This window comes from Mesorhizobium sp. C277A (assembly GCF_040324395.1).
GTDB lineage: Bacteria > Pseudomonadota > Alphaproteobacteria > Rhizobiales > Rhizobiaceae > Mesorhizobium.
In genome coordinates this window covers 3,977,343-3,993,450 of sequence record NZ_JAMYVW010000002.1, presented here as the reverse complement: position 1 = coordinate 3,993,450, position 16,108 = coordinate 3,977,343, and the positions used below count along the sequence as shown (strand labels likewise).

The window sequence follows — 16,108 nt, the reverse complement described above, 5'->3', positions numbered from 1 at the left end:
CTGTTTAATAAGCTATATCTAATATTGACTATTTTCTGTCGCTCAAAAGTCGCAGACTTCATTTTACTGATCACCGTTAGCTTCTTGGTAGCTCTCACGACTATAAACTTCTTGCGGGCGAATAGCTTTCATGCTGCCTTCGCGCACTCAGGAATCAGGGAGCTTAGGCATGGCGGAGCGGATTGCGCGTGATGGGTTTTGGGTTTTGCATCTCGCGCGCTTGCCGCAAGTCGTGTCGCTTCGCTCCGGCACTTCCGCCTTGACGATCCTAACTGTTGCCCTTGCGCTGAGCGCCGCGCCGGCTCGGGCCGATGGCGGCAATGGTAGCAGCGCAGGCGCTGGACAAGGTGGCGTTGACGGCGCGCTCGCGAGTGCCACGGGTCAGAATGCCGCCAATGGCGCGACCGCTGGTGGCGGTGGTGGCGGCATTGACCTCACGACGGGTGACGGGGCGCCAGGAGGATCGGGAGCGGTAAGTGGGACAGCCAACAACCCAAATGGCGTTGCCGGTGCCACTGGTGCTACGGGTCTGGTCATCTCGACAGACGGGACCATTGCAACCAGCATCAGCGGCGGGGCCGGCGCTTTGGGCTCCCCTGGCACGAATGGCGTCGTCAGGAGCGGCGGCGGTGGCGGTGGCGGTGTGGGCGTCAGTGCCACGGCCGACGTTACAGTCACTGGCACAGGATCGGTGAGTGGTGGCACTGGCGGCCGAGGTGGGACCAATGGCAACAGCGGCAGCGGTGGTGGCGGCGTCGGCATATTCTCGTCCGCAAACGTGTTTGTAGAGGCGGGCGGCAGCGTTACCGGCGGCACGAGTCTTTCCACAATTGGGGTCCAAGCAGGTGGTGGCGGCGGCGCAGCTGCCATCGTCCTGATGGGCGGCGGGACAATCCAGAACAGCGGGAATCTGCTCGGGGGTGCCGGTGGAAGAACAGTTCTCGGCGGCGGTGGGGACGGTGGCGCCGCTGTTCTGCTGCTTTCAGGTGGAACCGTCATCAACAAGCTAGGTGCGACGATCGTTGGCGGCAGTGGCGGTCAGGGCTCCTTGGCAGGCGGCGATGGCGCCGCAGGGATCAAGGGCGCCAACATCGCGGTCATCAATGCGGGTACGATCAGCGGCGGTGCCGTCGGCACCGGTGGCGGAACGCCGGCAGCCGGCAAAGCCATCCAGTTCACCGGCGGCGTCAATTCGCTGGAGATTCAGGCCGGCTCCACCATCATAGGCAATGTGGTCGCTTTCAGCGCCGCGGATACATTCAAGCTGGGTGGCGATATCAGCGCCAGTTTCGGTGTGTCGCAGATCGGCGCTGGCGCCAAATATGACGGGTTTGGGTTCTACGAGAAAACCGGAAACAGCACCTGGACCCTAACGGGGACGACAACTGCCGTCACGCCTTGGACCTTGTCCGGCGGGACCCTGCAAATTTCGAGTGACAACAATCTGGGCGCCCTCTCGGGCGGCTTGACCTTCGACGGCGGCACGTTGCGCACGACCACCAGCTTCGCCACCAATCGCAATGTCCTGATCAATTCGACCGGCGGGTTCGACACGGTGGCAGGCACGCAGTTGGACGTGTCAGGCCAGGTGACCGGCACCGGCACACTGGTCAAGAGCGGCGCCGGCACGCTCAACGTCAGCAATTTGTCCAACAGCTATACGGGTGGCAACATCGTCAATGCAGGAACGCTTGCCGGCAACACCGTGGCGATCCGTGGCGACATCCTGGACAACGGCGCTGTCTCGTTTCTCGACCTCGGCCCCCACACCTTCGGCGGAAATATCTCCGGCTCGGGCAGCGTCGACATCGAAGGCTTCGGCACGCTGACGCTGACCGGTGCCAACACCCACAGCGGCGGCACCAAGGTCGGGACCGGCAAAAGCATCTCGGTCGCGTCGGACCAGAATCTGGGTGCCGCTACGGGCCTGCTGACACTCGACGGCGGCGAACTCGGCACGACAGCAAGCTTCGCCATGAGCCGCGATGTCAAGCTCACTTCCGCCTATGGCTACTTCCGCGCGGCGGCGGGTACGACGCTGACCGCGAATGGCGAGCTGAGCGGCGTGGGCGGCGTCTACAAGGAGGGCGCCGGCACCCTGGTGCTCAAGGGCGACAGTACCTATTCCGGCCGCACCACCGTCGACAGCGGCAAGCTTATCGTCGAGGGCTCGCTCGGCAGCACCGAAACGACGGTAAACAGCGGCGGCACGCTGGGCGGCTCCGGCTCGATCGGCGGCGCGGTGATCGTCGCCGATGGCGGTGTGCTGGCGCCGGGGTCCAGCCCTGGCACGCTTACGGTCGGATCGCTCAGCCTGAGCTCCGGTTCTATGCTCGACTACGAGCTCGGCCAGGCGGGCATTGTCGGCGGCGGTGTCAACGACCTGATCGAGGTGACCGGCGCGCTGACGCTGGACGGCAGCCTCAACATCACCGATGTCGGCGGCTTCGGGCCTGGCGTCTACCGGCTCATCAATTATGGCGGCGCCCTCACCGACAATGGTCTCGAGCTCGGCAATCTGCCGGCCGGTGTCACGGCCGCCGACCTGACGGTGCAGACCTCCGTCGCCAACCAGGTCAATCTCGTCAGCAGCGTCGGCACCGACTTGCTCTTCTGGGATGGTGACGCGGCCGGCAACGCCAACAATGATCTGGTCGACGGCGGCAACGGCACGTGGACGGCGACAAGCCTGAACTGGACGACGAGCACCGGCCTGGTAACTGGCGCGATGAAGCCGCAGCCCGGCTTCGCCATCTTCCAGACGCTCGGCGGCACCGTCATCGCCGACGGCAGCGCCGGCGCGCTTGCGATTACGGGCATGCAATTCGCCGCCGATGGCTACCGCATCGAAGGCGACGCCATCACGCTTGATGGCGCTGGCGGCGAGAGCATCATTCGGGTCGGCGACGGCACGGTGGCCGGAGCAGGTTACACCGCCACCATCGCCTCCGTGCTAACCGGGACCAGCAGCCTGACCAAGACCGATGCGGGCACGCTGGTGCTGTCCGGCGCCAACACCTACACGGGCGGCACCTCCGTCCTGGGCGGCGTGCTATCTGTTTCAGCCGACAACAATCTTGGCGTTGCCGCTGGCGGCCTGACGCTCTCCGGCGGGACGCTGCGCAACACAGCGGCGTTCAGCTCGGCGCGCGACGTCACGCTTTCGTCGGCCGGCGGCACCTTCGACACTGTGGCCGACCTGACCTTGTCCGGTGCGATCTCTGGCGCTGGCAGCCTTGCCAAGACCGGCGCCGGCACGCTGACGCTTACGGGAACGAACAGCTATGGCGGCAACACGTTGGTCAGCGCTGGCACGCTGGTCGGCGATGCAACCTCGATTCGTGGCGACATCGGCAATTCCGGCACTGTCGTGTTCGACCAGGCGGCGGACGCCAGCTTCGCCGGCGATATCTCCGGCACCGGCGCAATGATGAAGGATGGCGCCGGCGTGCTGACGCTGTCAGGCACGTCGCTGCTGGACTGGACCGTCAATCAAGGCGGCCTCGTCTCGGCAGCCGAGCGCTTCGGTGGCGATGTCGCGATCGGCGCCGGCGCCTCCTTCACATTCGACCAAGTCGCCTCCGCCAGCTATGCCGGCGTGCTCTCGGGCGCCGGTACGTTCATCAAGGACGGCCAAGGCACGCTGCTGCTTGCGTTGGACAACTCAGGCTTTACCGGCGCCACTACGGTCAGCGGCGGCACCCTTGCCGCGGGCGCTGCGAACGCGTTCAGTTCCTCCTCGCAGTTTTCCGTCGCCTCGGGCGCCACGCTCGATCTTGCCGGCACGTCCCAGACGATTGCGGGGCTGAGCAACGCCGGAACGGTGCGCATCGCGGGTGGCGACCCAGGCGACACACTTACCGTCAGCGGCGACTATATCGGCAATGGCGGCGCCGTCATCCTCAACACGGCGCTCGGTGGTGACGGTTCGCCGACCAATATGCTGGTGATCGCCGGCAACACGTCAGGGACTGGTACCCTTCAGGTCGTCAATTTCGGCGGGTCGGGCGCCCAAACGGTCGGAGGCATCAAGATCGTCGACGTCGGCGGCGTCTCGAACGGCAGCTTCTCGCTCGACGGCAATTATACCTTCGAAGGCGATGCAGCGGTCGTCGCGGGCGCCTACGCATACAGGCTCTACAAGAACGGCGTCAGCACACCGGCCGATGGCGATTGGTATCTGCGCTCGGCCCTGGTCAACGGCGATCCCGATCCGCAGCCGCTCTATTCGCCCGGCGTGCCGCTGTACGAGGCCTATGAAGGGGTGCTGCAGGCGTTCAATGAACTGGGCACCATGCAGCAACGCATTGGCAATCGGTCGTGGGGCGAGGGTGCTACGCCGCAAGGTGCGGACCTGCCAGGCCAGGGCTCGGTCGACGGCAAGGCGATATGGGCGCGCATCGAAGCTGCCCATGCCGAGATCAAGCCTGAGACGTCGACCTCCGGCACGAACTATGACGTGACCACCTGGAAGCTGCAGGCCGGCGTCGATGGCCTGCTGCACGAAAGCGACGCCGGTACCCTGATCGGAGGGATTACGGCCCACTACGGAACCGCGTCGTCGGACGTGTCCTCGATCTTCGGGGCAGGGTCGATCGCTGCCACCGGCTACGGCGTCGGCAGCACGCTCACCTGGTTCGGCAGCGGTGGCTTCTACGTCGACGCGCAGGCCGAGGCGACATGGTATGACAGTGACATCCGGTCGGCCACGCTGGGCACCACGCTTGCGGACGGCAACAACGGTTTCGGCTACGGACTGAGCGTGGAGGCCGGACAGAAGATCGCCCTCAACGGCAACTGGTCGCTGACGCCCCAAGCCCAGCTTGCCTATTCCTCGGTCGACTTCGACACGTTCACCGACCCGTTTGGCGCCGTCGTGTCGCCCGGCAGCAGCAACAGCTTCGTTGGCCGGCTCGGCCTCTCCGCGGACTATGAAGACCAGTGGGTGGACGATGCCGGGCAAGTAAGCCGTTCGCACATTTACGGGCTCGGCAACCTTTACTACGACTTCCTCGACGGAAATGATGTCGATGTGTCTGGCACGAAGCTGGTCAGCGAAAATCAGGCGCTGTGGGGCGGTGTCGGCCTTGGTGGCTCGCTGAGCTGGGCGGACGGCCGCTACGCCGTCTTCGGAGAAGGGACAGCGCGGACAAGCCTCAAGGATTTTGGCGATAGCCACGCCCTGGGCGCCAAGCTCGGGTTCGCTGTGAAATGGTAGCGGCGATCAAGCTGGACATGTCGACTTTGGCTTGAGGGTTGTGTCCGGCACGGCTATGGAATCCGGACTTGCGGGCCACCTGGCTCGTCGGCCCTCGGACGTTTCCTTACCGGCTGCCGGCATCAAGTACCAGGCTCGAATCCGAAGCACCCTGGCGCTCGATCACAGGGATGCCAGCGCGCTGGACATGCGCTCCAGCCCTTGGCGCAACAGGGGACGCGGGCAGCCGACATTCAGGCGGATGAAGCCTTCGCCGCCAGGCCCATAGACGCGGCCGTCATAGAGATTAACCCCGGCCCGAACTGCTGCTGCGGGTAGCCGGTTGATGAACTTGCCAGCCGAAAGCGTTTGCGCAAGGCAAAACAGCCGGTCGGCCCCGCGCCTCTTTCCCCTACTCAAGAGGTGCGGGCGATGTCGCGGGCTTCAGTCCTTGTGCGGGACGATATAGCGACGGCTCACCGAATCCGCCCCTGTGCCCCGCGTGACGACAATGGTCCTGTATCCCGCGGGAACGGAACCTGTAGCCATCGGATCGATTAAACGGCATCGACCGACAATCTCTCCGTTGGGCGCGTCCGCGAGCCTCCTCGCTAGCGTCAACTGGCATGTGTCAAGGGATCCGAAAACGGCCGGTGATGTACCGAGTGGTTCGCAGACTCCCTGGCCGGGGCTGCAAGAAAGCAAAACTAGCACAGCAGCCGTTACCGGATCCATTTTTGAAGCTCCCTCCGCGAATGAGCCTCAACGCGCTATGTCGCAGTTTGTTTCATTAAGCCCGGTTGTGCCGAGCCCGGCCAGCAGGGGCAGGAAGCCATGCCCACTATATCGCGCTGCCGGAATCGCCAGACGCCGGCAGCAACCAGCGAGATGACAAGGCGCGGATGTAGAGCGGGACGAAGCTTATATCAGTGGTGGGTCTTTCGATCCGCCAGCGTAAGCGCTTCGTCTATTTGTTGGCGCAGGCGGGTGAGGTCGTCCAACCGAAAATCAAGCGGCAGTTCCGCTCCACTCTCCAATCGGAGAAAGATGGCTACAGTGCCGTCCTCTTTCATGGCCAGTTGAGTGCTCGTTATAGAAATGCCCTGCAGTTTTGGTGTCATTTCGGCAGGAAGAGTGGCGACGAGCTTTCCCATCTCGACCGAGAGGGCAGCAATTGCCAAAGGAACACATTGTGCGGAGAAATCGAGTTGGAATCTCTTTGTGTCGATTGATCCAAATGTGACCGACACCGTGCCTAAGGCGGCGTCGATCCCAGATGCTAAAACTACATCCAGAACCGGAGCCTTCATAACCGTGTCCGCCATGGCGTTCCCCCGCTTTGTTGAATCGCAGCAAATCATCATCCCTGCGCCGGCACAAGGACACGCCCAACGCTCCCCGCCAACCATGGGATCTACGCCTTGTCGACAAGTCGCGTCTTCCGCTTCGGCGCTACGTAGCTCTCCACTAAGCGAGCGTGAAATTCGAACTCGGCGCAATGATAACCCACAAAGACCAAATCTTGCCGTCTATGGTTATGGGACGGGTTAGGACCAGCAAGGTCCGCGGGATTTGCGGCGTGGGATCCTTCATGGACGTGGATCCCAATCGGGATAGATCTTGGCGGACAGCCTAAAGCCGATCGATGACGAGGCATGGGCGGATTGCATTCTGACTCCGGAGATGGTTGCGAAGCTCTCCGCCTAACCGCTCCGCATCGCAAACGACAGAACCCCGCCAAGTGTGGGGTTTTGTTGTGGCAGGCGGGCGGAACCGGAACGCTCTTAAACCGTTTAAAGCCCATAAGGGACGGCAACGGAAAGATAGAAGATCATGAATAAGATTGTATCGGGTATGCTGGCGGCCACGCTGTCAGTTTCGTTCGCGGCCACCGCCGCTGTGCCTGCAGGTGCAGCGCAAATGTTCACGCCGCAGGCGCCTTCGGCGTCGTCCGATGTGCAGGCGGTGGACTACAAGCCGTGGATGAAGCATCGCGGCGATCGCAATTTCTCGCGCTACAACAATGACGGCCCCTACTGGAACGGCCATCGCGGCTCGCGCCATTACCGACACGGCTATCGCCGCCACGGCGATTTCTGGTTCCCCGCCGGAGCATTCATTGCCGGCGCCCTGATTACCGGCGCGCTCAACAACAACCATCGCGTCTACCGGGGTGGCGATTCGCATGTGCAGTGGTGCTACGATCATTACCGCAGCTACCGCGCCTCGGACAACACCTACCAGCCGAACTACGGCCCTCGTCGGGAGTGCAATTCTCCCTATTGAGATTTTTGACCGAAATGAGAACCCCGCTTCGGCGGGGTTTTTCTTTGTGTGAGGCGTGACGGCGAATTAGGGTTACGAGACCCGACATCGCTGTGAGGGACAAACAAATGCTCCGCCGCCACGAGACTCAAGATATCCGGCTGGGCAAGGTTCCGAAGAGTTGCTACCGTCGAGTTTCCCCGGTTATGGCAGATCGATAAATAGTCAAAAAATACAATAAAATCAACGGCGATGGCGGAGAGAGCGGGATTCGAACCCGCGTTACGGTCTCCCGTAAACACACTTTCCAGGCGTGCGCCTTCAACCACTCGGCCACCTCTCCGTCCTTGCATTCGCGCCGGCCGGTTTTGCCACGCGGGTTGGGGAGATGCATCCCTTTGGGATTTGCGGGAAGACCCGCTTGATGGACACCGCCAACCAGCGGATGCCCTTCCCGGCGCCCGTCAATCAAACAGGCGCGGGGCTCATCTAGTCGATCCGGCGCCGAATGCCAAGCCATAACGGCAGTCTATTCGCTTTGCCGGCCATGCATCGTTTCGCGGGGCGTTGAACGGCTCCGCTTCTAAGGCGCTTCGGTTCTGAATGGTGTGCACGGGCAAGGCGGCAGGGCCGGCCGCGCTTGACTTCGCCCCTCGCCACCTGTCGAGTGCGGCGGAGGCTTTGCGGGGGGCATCGTCCGACATGACATCGAGCAATGAACAGCCGGCCAGCGGAACGCCGGCCGGAGGCATGCCAGGCGGGCTGACGCCGGCAGGGCGTCCGGACAGCGGGCTGTCCTTTGTGCCCGTGGTCTGGCTCCTCTTCGTCATGGCATGGTCGGTCTACTGGCTGGTCTCGGCGCGGTGGCTGTTGGAGAGTTCCGGCCTGCCGGACAGGGTCTTCTATTTCGTGCTTGGCGGACTGGCCTTCGACATCGTCACCATCGTGTGGGGGCTTTATCTGCTCGGCCTCGCCTTAAGCCGTTCCGCGCGCTTTCCGCGTCATTTCACCATCTGGCAGATCACCACCATCGCCTGGCGGCTGGCCGAGCAGGTCTATGCGCTGACCGTGCCCGATTTCACCGTCTCCGCCAGGGAGCTTGCGATCGCCGCCAGCGAAATCGTCATCGGCCTGTTTTGCATTTACCTGCTGCGCCGCCGCGACGAGGCCAAGGCCTTTTATGCAAGGCCGGAAGCGCAGGCACCGTCAGCCTTTAGTTCGGTCGTCGCCGCGCTGGCCGCCATCACCCTCGGCGCCGTCGTCGGCACTGTCGCCGGCTTCGCGCTCGGCGCGGGGATCGCCGAAGCCACCGACATCAGCTGTTTCGAAGGCGGCTGCGGCTACTTCGCGGTGTTCATCGGCCTTGCCGGGCTGGTGGTCGGGGCCATTGGCGGCGGGGTCCTCGGCGTCTGGCTCGTCCATCGGCGGAGCCGAAAGGTTTCCATATAGGCGGGCGATAGGCTTCAAATTCGCGTATATGGCGATTGCACGCCGGGCGTGCGCATTCTATTCCTCGCCTTTGACCGGAAGGTCCTCGGGAGGAACTTGAGGACCGGGGAAGATTTCGATGTTGCGTTTTTTGTTTCGCCTCGCGGCCATGATCGCACTCTCGGTCGCCGTCATCATGGCCGTGCTCGACGCGACGCGCTCGGTGGCGGCTTCCACATTGGTCATGACGCCGCTGAATTCGAGCTGGCTGGCGGTTTCGCCCGACACCCGCGCGGCGTTCGAGACCTTCGTGCGCGCCAAGGTCAATCCGATGATATGGGATGGCGGCATCGCCTGGGTGCTTGCCCAGCCGGGGTTTGCCGTGTTCGCGGTGCTTGCCTTCATCCTCTATGCGATCGGCTACCGGCGCCGGCGGCGCGGCGGAGAATTCGCGCCGGGCTGATGGGTTGTCCCAGCGGACTTGCGACGACAACGCGGCAATCGTCCACAGCTGTCACCGCATTGGGCATGTTTTTCCAACGGGGGGCATGCTTTTCCAAAAGGTCAAAATTCCGCGTGAATTTTGTTTCGGGCCGTGCCAGATTGCCTTGAGCGGGAGGGGAGTACACTCCTGGCTGATGCCGCATGCCAGAACCGGGCAGACGGGCGGCGCGTAACGGAAAAAAATAACCGACAGGGTGTGGATCACATGAAACGTATCGTTCTCGGCCTCCTGGCCGCAACCGCAATGGTTCTTCCGGCTTTCGCCGCGGATGTCCAGCCGGCCATCCTCTACGATCTCGGCGGCAAGTTCGACAAGTCCTTCAACGAGGCTGCTTATCACGGGGCCGAAAAGTTCAAGACCGAGACCGGCACCGCCTATGTCGAGTTCGAAGTGTCGAACGCCTCGCAACGCGAGCAGGCGCTGCGCCGCTTCGCCGAGGACGGCCGCAACCCGATCGTCATGGCCGGCTTTGCCTGGGAGGATGCGCTGAAGGTGGTCGCGAAGGAATATCCCGATCTCAACTTCGCCATCATCGACGATGCCGTCGATATGCCCAATGTCCGCTCGCTTGTGTTCAAGGAAAACGAAGGCTCCTATCTCGTCGGCATCCTGGCGGCGATGGCCTCGAAGTCCAAGAAGGTGTCCTTCATCGGCGGCATGGACATTCCGCTGATCCGCAAGTTCGAATGCGGCTATGTCGGCGGCGCCAAGGCAGCCGGTGCGACCGACGTCATCCAGAACATGACCGGCGACACGCCCGCCGCGTGGAACGATCCGGCCAAGGGCGGCGAGATCGCCAAGACACAGATCGACCAGGGTTCCGACGTGGTCTATGCCGCGGCCGGCGGTACCGGCGTCGGCGTGCTGCAGGCGGCGGCGGATGCCGGCAAGCTCGGCATCGGCGTCGATTCCAACCAGAACGGCCTGCAGCCCGGCAAGGTGCTGACCTCGATGCTGAAGCGCGTCGACGTTGCGGTCTACACCGCCTTCATGGACGGCAAGAACGGTACCTTCAAGGGCGGCCTGCAAAATCTCGGCCTCAAGGAAGGCGGCGTCGACTACGCCATGGACGACAACAACAAGGCGCTGGTCACCGACGAGATGAAGGCTGCCGTCGAAAAGGCCAAGGCCGACATCATCGCCGGCACGATCCAGGTGCACGACTATACCGCCGACAACGCCTGCCCGTATTGATCTGTATCCATTAGAGTTGAAACCGCCGGGCGAGAGTCCGGCGGTTTTGTTTTTGGGTTTTGACGGGGGCCGCAACTTGAGAGGCGAGAGTGAAGCCGACCATCGGACCGATGACCGAACGCGATGTTGATGCAGTGGCGCGACTGCGCATCGCCGCCTTTTTCGAGGGCAGCGCAAGAACGCTGAATGAGGACGTCGCCGGGCTTCGCGAGTTGCTCAATGGAGATGGCTTCGAGGCGGCGCTTGTGGCGCGGATAGGGGAGGTCCCGGTCGGGACCTGCCTGCTGGTTCGCCACGAAATTGAACCCGCGCATGAGCTGACGCCTTGGCTGGCGGGATTGGTCGTCGATAGCGACCACCGCGGCAAAGGGATCGGCCGCGCGCTGGTTGCAGCCATCGAAGCGCATGCAACCGCGATCGGTGTGGAGAGGACCTACCTCTATACGTGGGTGGCGCGAGACTTCTATGCCGGGCTCGGTTGGGCAGTGGTCGAGTCGTTTGAGCAGGACGGCTCCCCGATGCTGCTGATGTCGCGCGAACTCGGCCTATAGCTGTCCGACGAGATAACCCAGCGCGAATACCATGATCAGCGCGATGGCGATGACGGCGCCGCGTCGGCCACCGAGCGAATGCACGCCGACGCCATAGGGCTTCCGCTCCAGTCTGCCGATCACCGGCTTCGCTTCGTCGTGGCCGACCACACGCATCTGCGGCAGTTCGGCGATGCGTTGCGAAATCAGCCGCCAGCGATCGCCGTCGCCCGAGGGCCGCCCCGTGCGGTCGAAGACATGCATGCACTCGGCCAGCCGCATCACCGTGTCGCGGAAGGCGGGATCGATCTCCAGGTCGCGCTCGGCACGTTCGCGGTCGCGATCGTTCATCAGGCCAAGCACATAGTCGCCCGCCCGCGCAACGCGATCGCTTTCACCGGCCATCGGCTTCTCCTTGTTACCAGTGCGGCGGTTTGGTTATCGGCACGTCGGGGGCCGACTGTTCCTCCAGCGCCATGAAGCGCCCGGTCAGCGCATCGAGCTTGCGCTGCATGCGTTCGATCGCCGTCCACTGTTCGGCGATCTGGCCCGACAGTTCCTCGATGGTCTTTTCCTGCTCGGCGGCGCGGATTTCCAGCGTCGTCAGCCGGTCGACAGGCATGATCATTCGAAACTCCCTAGGTCTTGGTGCACGCAGTTGCAGCATGATGATGCGACTGTTGACCCTTGCATATTAGTGAATGTGAAGGTCTGCGGCCACGTTCGAAATTGACAAGCGCACCGGGATTTGTCGAGAGTGGCCACTGCGCCGCCAATTGGCACGGGTGGGGCATCATGCTAGGCGTTTTGACCAAGCGATAAAAAAATAAGAGTGGGACAGGCTGCATGGCGCAAGCCGCAATCGAACTGATCGGCATCAACAAGAGTTTTGGCGCCGTTCGCGCCAATCGCGACATCAATCTGGAGATCGCACGCGGCACCATCCACGGCATCGTCGGCGAGAACGGCGCCGGCAAGTCGACGCTGATGTCGATCCTCTACGGCTTCTACCAGGCCGACAGCGGCGAGATCCGCGTCGGCGGCAAGCCGGCGTCTATCAAGACTTCCAACGACGCCATCGCGCTCGGCATCGGCATGGTGCACCAGCACTTCATGCTGGTCGACAATTTCACCGTGCTGGAAAACATCATCCTCGGCGCCGAAAGCGATGCGCTGTTGAAAAAGAGCATCGCCAAGGCGCGCTCCGAACTGGAGCGGCTCGAGCGCGAATACGGGCTGGAAGTCGATCCCGACGCCATCATCGAGGAATTGCCGGTCGGCCTGCAGCAGCGTGTCGAAATCCTGAAGGCGCTTTATCGCGGCGCCGAAATCCTGATTCTCGACGAGCCGACGGGCGTGTTGACGCCGGCCGAGGCCGACCATCTGTTTCGCATCCTCAGGCAATTGAAGGACCAGGGGAAAACGGTGGTGCTGATCACCCACAAGCTGCGCGAGATCATGGCCATCACCGACAATGTCTCGGTCATGCGCCAGGGCACGATGGTGGCGACGCGCGAGACCAGCAAGACGACAGTCGGCGAACTGGCCGAACTGATGGTTGGGCGGCGCGTGCTGCTGCGGGTCGAAAAGGGCGAGACGGAGGCTGGCGCGGTCAAGCTCGCGGTCAAGAACCTGACGGTGAAAGACCAGCGCGGCGTCACCATGGTCGACGACATCTCCTTCGATATCCACGCCGGCGAGATCGTCGGCATTGCCGGTGTCGCCGGCAACGGCCAGTCCGAACTGCTCGAGGCGATTTCCGGCATCAGGCGCGCGGTTTCCGGCTCGGTGATGCTCGATGGCAAGCCGATCGACCTAACCGGGGCCGCCGATCCCGGCGAGTTGCGCGACCGTGGGCTCGCCCATGTGCCGGAGGACCGCCATCATGTCGGCCTGGTGCTGGCCTTCGAGGAGAACGAGAATTCGATCCTCGGCTACCATGACGACCCGCGCTACCTCAAAGGGCCGTTCCTCAACATCGACGCCATCATGACCGATGCCAAGGACAAGATAGAGAAGTACGACATCCGTCCCGGCAATCCGCGTCTGAAGACGGCGAATTTCTCCGGCGGCAACCAGCAGAAGATCGTGCTGGCGCGGGAAATGGAGCAGGACCCCGGTGTTCTGATCGTCGGCCAGCCGACGCGCGGCGTCGATGTCGGCGCCATAGAATTCATCCACAAGCGGCTGATTGCCATGCGCGACCAGGGCAAGGCGGTGCTGGTGGTGTCGGTCGAGCTCGACGAGATCCGTTCGCTGTCCGACCGCATCCTGGTGATGTTTGCCGGGCGCATCGTCGGCGAACGTGGCCCCGAGGCGACCGAGGGCGAGCTTGGCCTGCTGATGGCAGGCATCGATCGCCAGGAGGCGGCAGAGTGAGCACGCCTTACGCCAAACTGCCGGCCTGGGCCGATTATGGGCTGATCCCGCTGATCAATCTGTCCGTGGCCTTCATCGTTGCCGGTTTCGTCGTCATGCTGGTCGGCGAAAACCCGCTTCGTGCCGCCGTCATCCTGGTCGAGGGCGCTTTCGGCAAGGGAACCGGCATTGCCTTCACGCTGTTCTATGCCACCACCTTCATCTTCACCGGCCTGTCGGTGGCGGTGGCCGCGCATTGCGGCCTGTTCAACATCGGGACCGAGGGCCAGGCCTATATTGCCGGCCTTGGCGTGGGCGTGGTCTGCCTCGCCTTCGACACTGTGCTGCCGTGGTGGCTGACCTTTCCGCTGGCGATCGTCGCCGGAGCCGCCGTCGGTGCGCTGTGGGCGCTGATCCCGGCCTATCTGCAGGCCAAGCGCGGGTCGCACATCGTCATCACCACCATCATGTTCAACTTCATCGCGGCCTCGATCATGGTCTACCTCCTGGTCGGGCCGTTGAAGCCGGCGGCGTCGCAGGCGCCGCAGACGCGCAACTTCCTCGCCGGCGCCGAACTGCCCAAACTCAACTGGATCATCGAACTGTTCGGCGCCAAGATCCGCTCGGCGCCGTTCAACATCTGCTTCCTGCTGGCGCTGGTCATGGCCTTCCTGGTCTGGCTGCTGATCTGGCGCACCAAGCTCGGCTACGAGATGCGCACCTACGGGCACAGCCCGAAAGCGGCGCGCTATGCCGGCATTTCGGAGACCCGCATCATCATTATAGCGATGATGATTTCGGGCGCGCTGGCCGGCATGATGACGCTGAACCCGGTGATGGGCGACCAGCACAATGTGGCGATCGATTTCGTCTCCGGCGCCGGCTTCGTCGGCATCGCCGTGGCGCTGATGGGCCGACTGCATCCGGTCGGCATCGTGCTGGCGGCGATCCTGTTTGGCATGCTCTACCAGGGCGGCGCCGAACTTGCCTTCGAAATGCCGGCGATTTCCCGCGACATGATCGTCATCATCCAGGGTTTGGTCATCCTGTTTGCCGGTGCGCTGGAGCACATGTTCCGGCCCTACGTCCAGGCGCTGTTCGCCTCGTTCAGTCCAAGGTCGGTCGGCATCGAAGCGGTCAAAGGGAAGGGCGCCTGAGATGGACGTCTTCATCGCCATCGTGCAGATCCTGGACTCGACCATACGCCTGTCGGTGCCGCTGCTGCTCGCTTGCCTCGCCGGCCTCTATTCGGAACGCGCCGGCGTTTTCGACATCGGGCTGGAAGGCAAGATGCTGGTCGGCGCCTTTGCAGGTGCGGCCGCCGCTTCGGTCTTCCATTCGGCCTTCCTCGGTCTCGGCATGGCGATCGTGATGTCGGTCGCCTTTGCCCTGGTGCACGGCTTCGCCTCGATCACCCATCGCGGCAACCAGATCGTCTCCGGTGTGGCCATCAACTTCGTCGCCGCCGGCTCGACCATCATTCTGGGCCAAGCCTGGTTCCAGCAGGGCGGGCGAACGCCGGCGCTGCAGCCGGGCGAGCGTTTCGAGGCCATCACTCTGCCTGGTGCTGCCGCGATCCACGACGTGCCGATCATAGGGCCGATCTATTCCGAGCTGCTCTCTGGCCATTCGATCCTGGTCTATCTCGCTTTCGCCATGGTGCCGTTCACCTGGTGGGTGTTGTTTCGCACCCGCTTCGGCCTGCGCCTACGCGCCGTCGGCGAGAACCCGGCCGCCGTCGACACCGCCGGCATCTCGGTCGCTTGGCTGCGCTACCGGGCCCTGATCTGCACCGGTGTGCTGACCGGCATTGCCGGCGCCTACCTCTCGATGGTGCAGAATGGCGGCTTCGTGAAGGACATGACCGCGGGCAAGGGGTACATCGCACTGGCGGCGCTGATCTTTGCCAAATGGCGACCGGTCAACGCTATGTTCGCCTGTCTTCTGTTCGGCTTCCTCGACGCGGCGGCGATCCGCCTGCAGGGTTCGCCGCTGCCGTTGATCGGCAAGGTGCCGGTGCAGTTCATGCAGGCGCTGCCCTATGTGCTGACCGTGATCCTGCTTGCCGGCTTCATCGGCAAGGCGATCCCGCCGCGCGCCGGCGGCGTGCCGTATGTCAAGGAACGTTGATCCGGGCGCCCAGGAGCACTGAGTCGAGCATGCGGCTGGTGCTCGAAAGGCGCCACGAAACGCAAAGCGCCGGGTTTTGACCACGATCGTCGGAGAGAACACCTAGATGTCGCATGATCTGTTCGAAGCCGCGCAGGAGGCCATGGCCAAGGCCTACGCGCCCTATTCGAAGTTTCCGGTGGGTGCGGCGTTGCGCACCGAAGACGGCCGTGTCTTCACCGGCGCCAACATCGAGGTCGCGTCCTATCCGGAAGGCTGGTGCGCCGAGACCACGGCGCTCGGCCATTACATCATGGGCGGTGGCGGCAAGATTGTGGAAATCGCCGTCATTGCCTCACGCATGGCGAAATGCTCGCCCTGCGGCGGCTGCCGGCAAAGGCTGGCGGAATTCTGCCGGCCGGACACAAAGCTCTATCTTTGCGACAACACCGGCGTGGTCGAGACCGTGACCATGGGCGACATGCTGCCCTACGGGTTTCGTGGCGACATTTTGAAGTGAGA

At 63.2% G+C, this 16,108-nt stretch carries 14 protein-coding genes and 1 tRNA gene; 11 read left to right on the top strand and 4 right to left on the bottom strand.

The annotated features are described in order from the left end of the window. Positions 1–320 precede the first annotated feature (320 nt). Positions 321–476, top strand: coding sequence for a hypothetical protein (locus NKK52_RS19650; RefSeq protein WP_156033724.1), 156 nt, complete (start codon positions 321–323; stop codon positions 474–476). Positions 477–691: 215 nt separating this feature from the next. After that, the gene (locus tag NKK52_RS19645) at positions 692–5,218 is read left to right on the top strand and encodes an autotransporter outer membrane beta-barrel domain-containing protein (RefSeq protein WP_156939258.1); all 4,527 of its coding nucleotides are present in this window, start codon (positions 692–694) and stop codon (positions 5,216–5,218) included. A 905-nt stretch (positions 5,219–6,123) separates the two neighbouring features. On the opposite strand, the gene NKK52_RS19640 is transcribed toward NKK52_RS19645, so the two are convergent. After that, complete coding sequence (locus tag NKK52_RS19640) at positions 6,124–6,522, bottom strand: hypothetical protein (protein ID WP_023683172.1); 399 nt, start codon at positions 6,520–6,522, stop codon at positions 6,124–6,126. A 508-nt stretch (positions 6,523–7,030) separates the two neighbouring features. Between NKK52_RS19640 and NKK52_RS19635 the strand changes: the two genes are divergently transcribed. Continuing rightward, entirely contained in the window at positions 7,031–7,483 is a 453-nt protein-coding gene (locus NKK52_RS19635; protein WP_023683173.1) for a BA14K family protein, read from the top strand. Between the two features lie 232 nt (positions 7,484–7,715). On the opposite strand, the gene NKK52_RS19630 is transcribed toward NKK52_RS19635, so the two are convergent. Next, positions 7,716–7,805, bottom strand: a tRNA-Ser gene (locus NKK52_RS19630). 359 nt (positions 7,806–8,164) lie between these two features. Here NKK52_RS19630 and NKK52_RS19625 point away from each other — a divergent pair. The 4 genes from NKK52_RS19625 to NKK52_RS19610 all read left to right on the top strand — a co-directional run bounded on the left by NKK52_RS19625 (position 8,165) and on the right by NKK52_RS19610 (position 11,140). Then, positions 8,165–8,911: a hypothetical protein gene (locus tag NKK52_RS19625; protein ID WP_023683175.1), complete on the top strand. Its 747-nt coding sequence runs from the start codon at positions 8,165–8,167 to the stop codon at positions 8,909–8,911. Positions 8,912–9,029: 118 nt separating this feature from the next. Beyond that, positions 9,030–9,353, top strand: coding sequence for a hypothetical protein (locus tag NKK52_RS19620; RefSeq protein ID WP_023683176.1), 324 nt, complete (start codon positions 9,030–9,032; stop codon positions 9,351–9,353). A 246-nt stretch (positions 9,354–9,599) separates the two neighbouring features. Further along, positions 9,600–10,589 (top strand): BMP family lipoprotein, encoded by a 990-nt coding sequence (locus NKK52_RS19615; protein WP_023683177.1) that lies wholly within the window; start codon positions 9,600–9,602, stop codon positions 10,587–10,589. Positions 10,590–10,678: 89 nt separating this feature from the next. Further along, positions 10,679–11,140, top strand: coding sequence for a GNAT family N-acetyltransferase (locus NKK52_RS19610; protein WP_023683178.1), 462 nt, complete (start codon positions 10,679–10,681; stop codon positions 11,138–11,140). Here NKK52_RS19610 and NKK52_RS19605 read toward each other — a convergent pair. Together NKK52_RS19605 and NKK52_RS19600 are read right to left on the bottom strand one after the other, a co-directional pair. After that, positions 11,135–11,524 (bottom strand): hypothetical protein, encoded by a 390-nt coding sequence (locus NKK52_RS19605; protein ID WP_023683179.1) that lies wholly within the window; start codon positions 11,522–11,524, stop codon positions 11,135–11,137. The two genes, NKK52_RS19610 and NKK52_RS19605, sit on opposite strands and share 6 nt — an antisense overlap. Positions 11,525–11,537: 13 nt before the next feature. Further along, complete coding sequence (locus tag NKK52_RS19600) at positions 11,538–11,744, bottom strand: SlyX family protein (RefSeq protein WP_196813821.1); 207 nt, start codon at positions 11,742–11,744, stop codon at positions 11,538–11,540. Between the two features lie 221 nt (positions 11,745–11,965). Between NKK52_RS19600 and NKK52_RS19595 the strand changes: the two genes are divergently transcribed. From NKK52_RS19595 to cdd, 4 genes are all read left to right on the top strand, one after another. Then, positions 11,966–13,498, top strand: coding sequence for an ABC transporter ATP-binding protein (locus NKK52_RS19595; protein ID WP_023683180.1), 1,533 nt, complete (start codon positions 11,966–11,968; stop codon positions 13,496–13,498). Next, entirely contained in the window at positions 13,495–14,634 is a 1,140-nt protein-coding gene (locus NKK52_RS19590; protein WP_023683181.1) for an ABC transporter permease, read from the top strand. The genes NKK52_RS19595 and NKK52_RS19590 overlap by 4 nt, the downstream gene beginning before the upstream one ends. 1 nt (position 14,635) lies before the next feature. Beyond that, positions 14,636–15,607, top strand: a complete 972-nt coding sequence (locus NKK52_RS19585) for an ABC transporter permease (protein ID WP_023683182.1) — start codon at positions 14,636–14,638, stop codon at positions 15,605–15,607. A gap of 106 nt (positions 15,608–15,713) precedes the next feature. After that, positions 15,714–16,106 (top strand): cytidine deaminase, encoded by a 393-nt coding sequence (gene cdd, locus NKK52_RS19580; RefSeq protein ID WP_023683183.1) that lies wholly within the window; start codon positions 15,714–15,716, stop codon positions 16,104–16,106. Positions 16,107–16,108 lie beyond the last annotated feature (2 nt).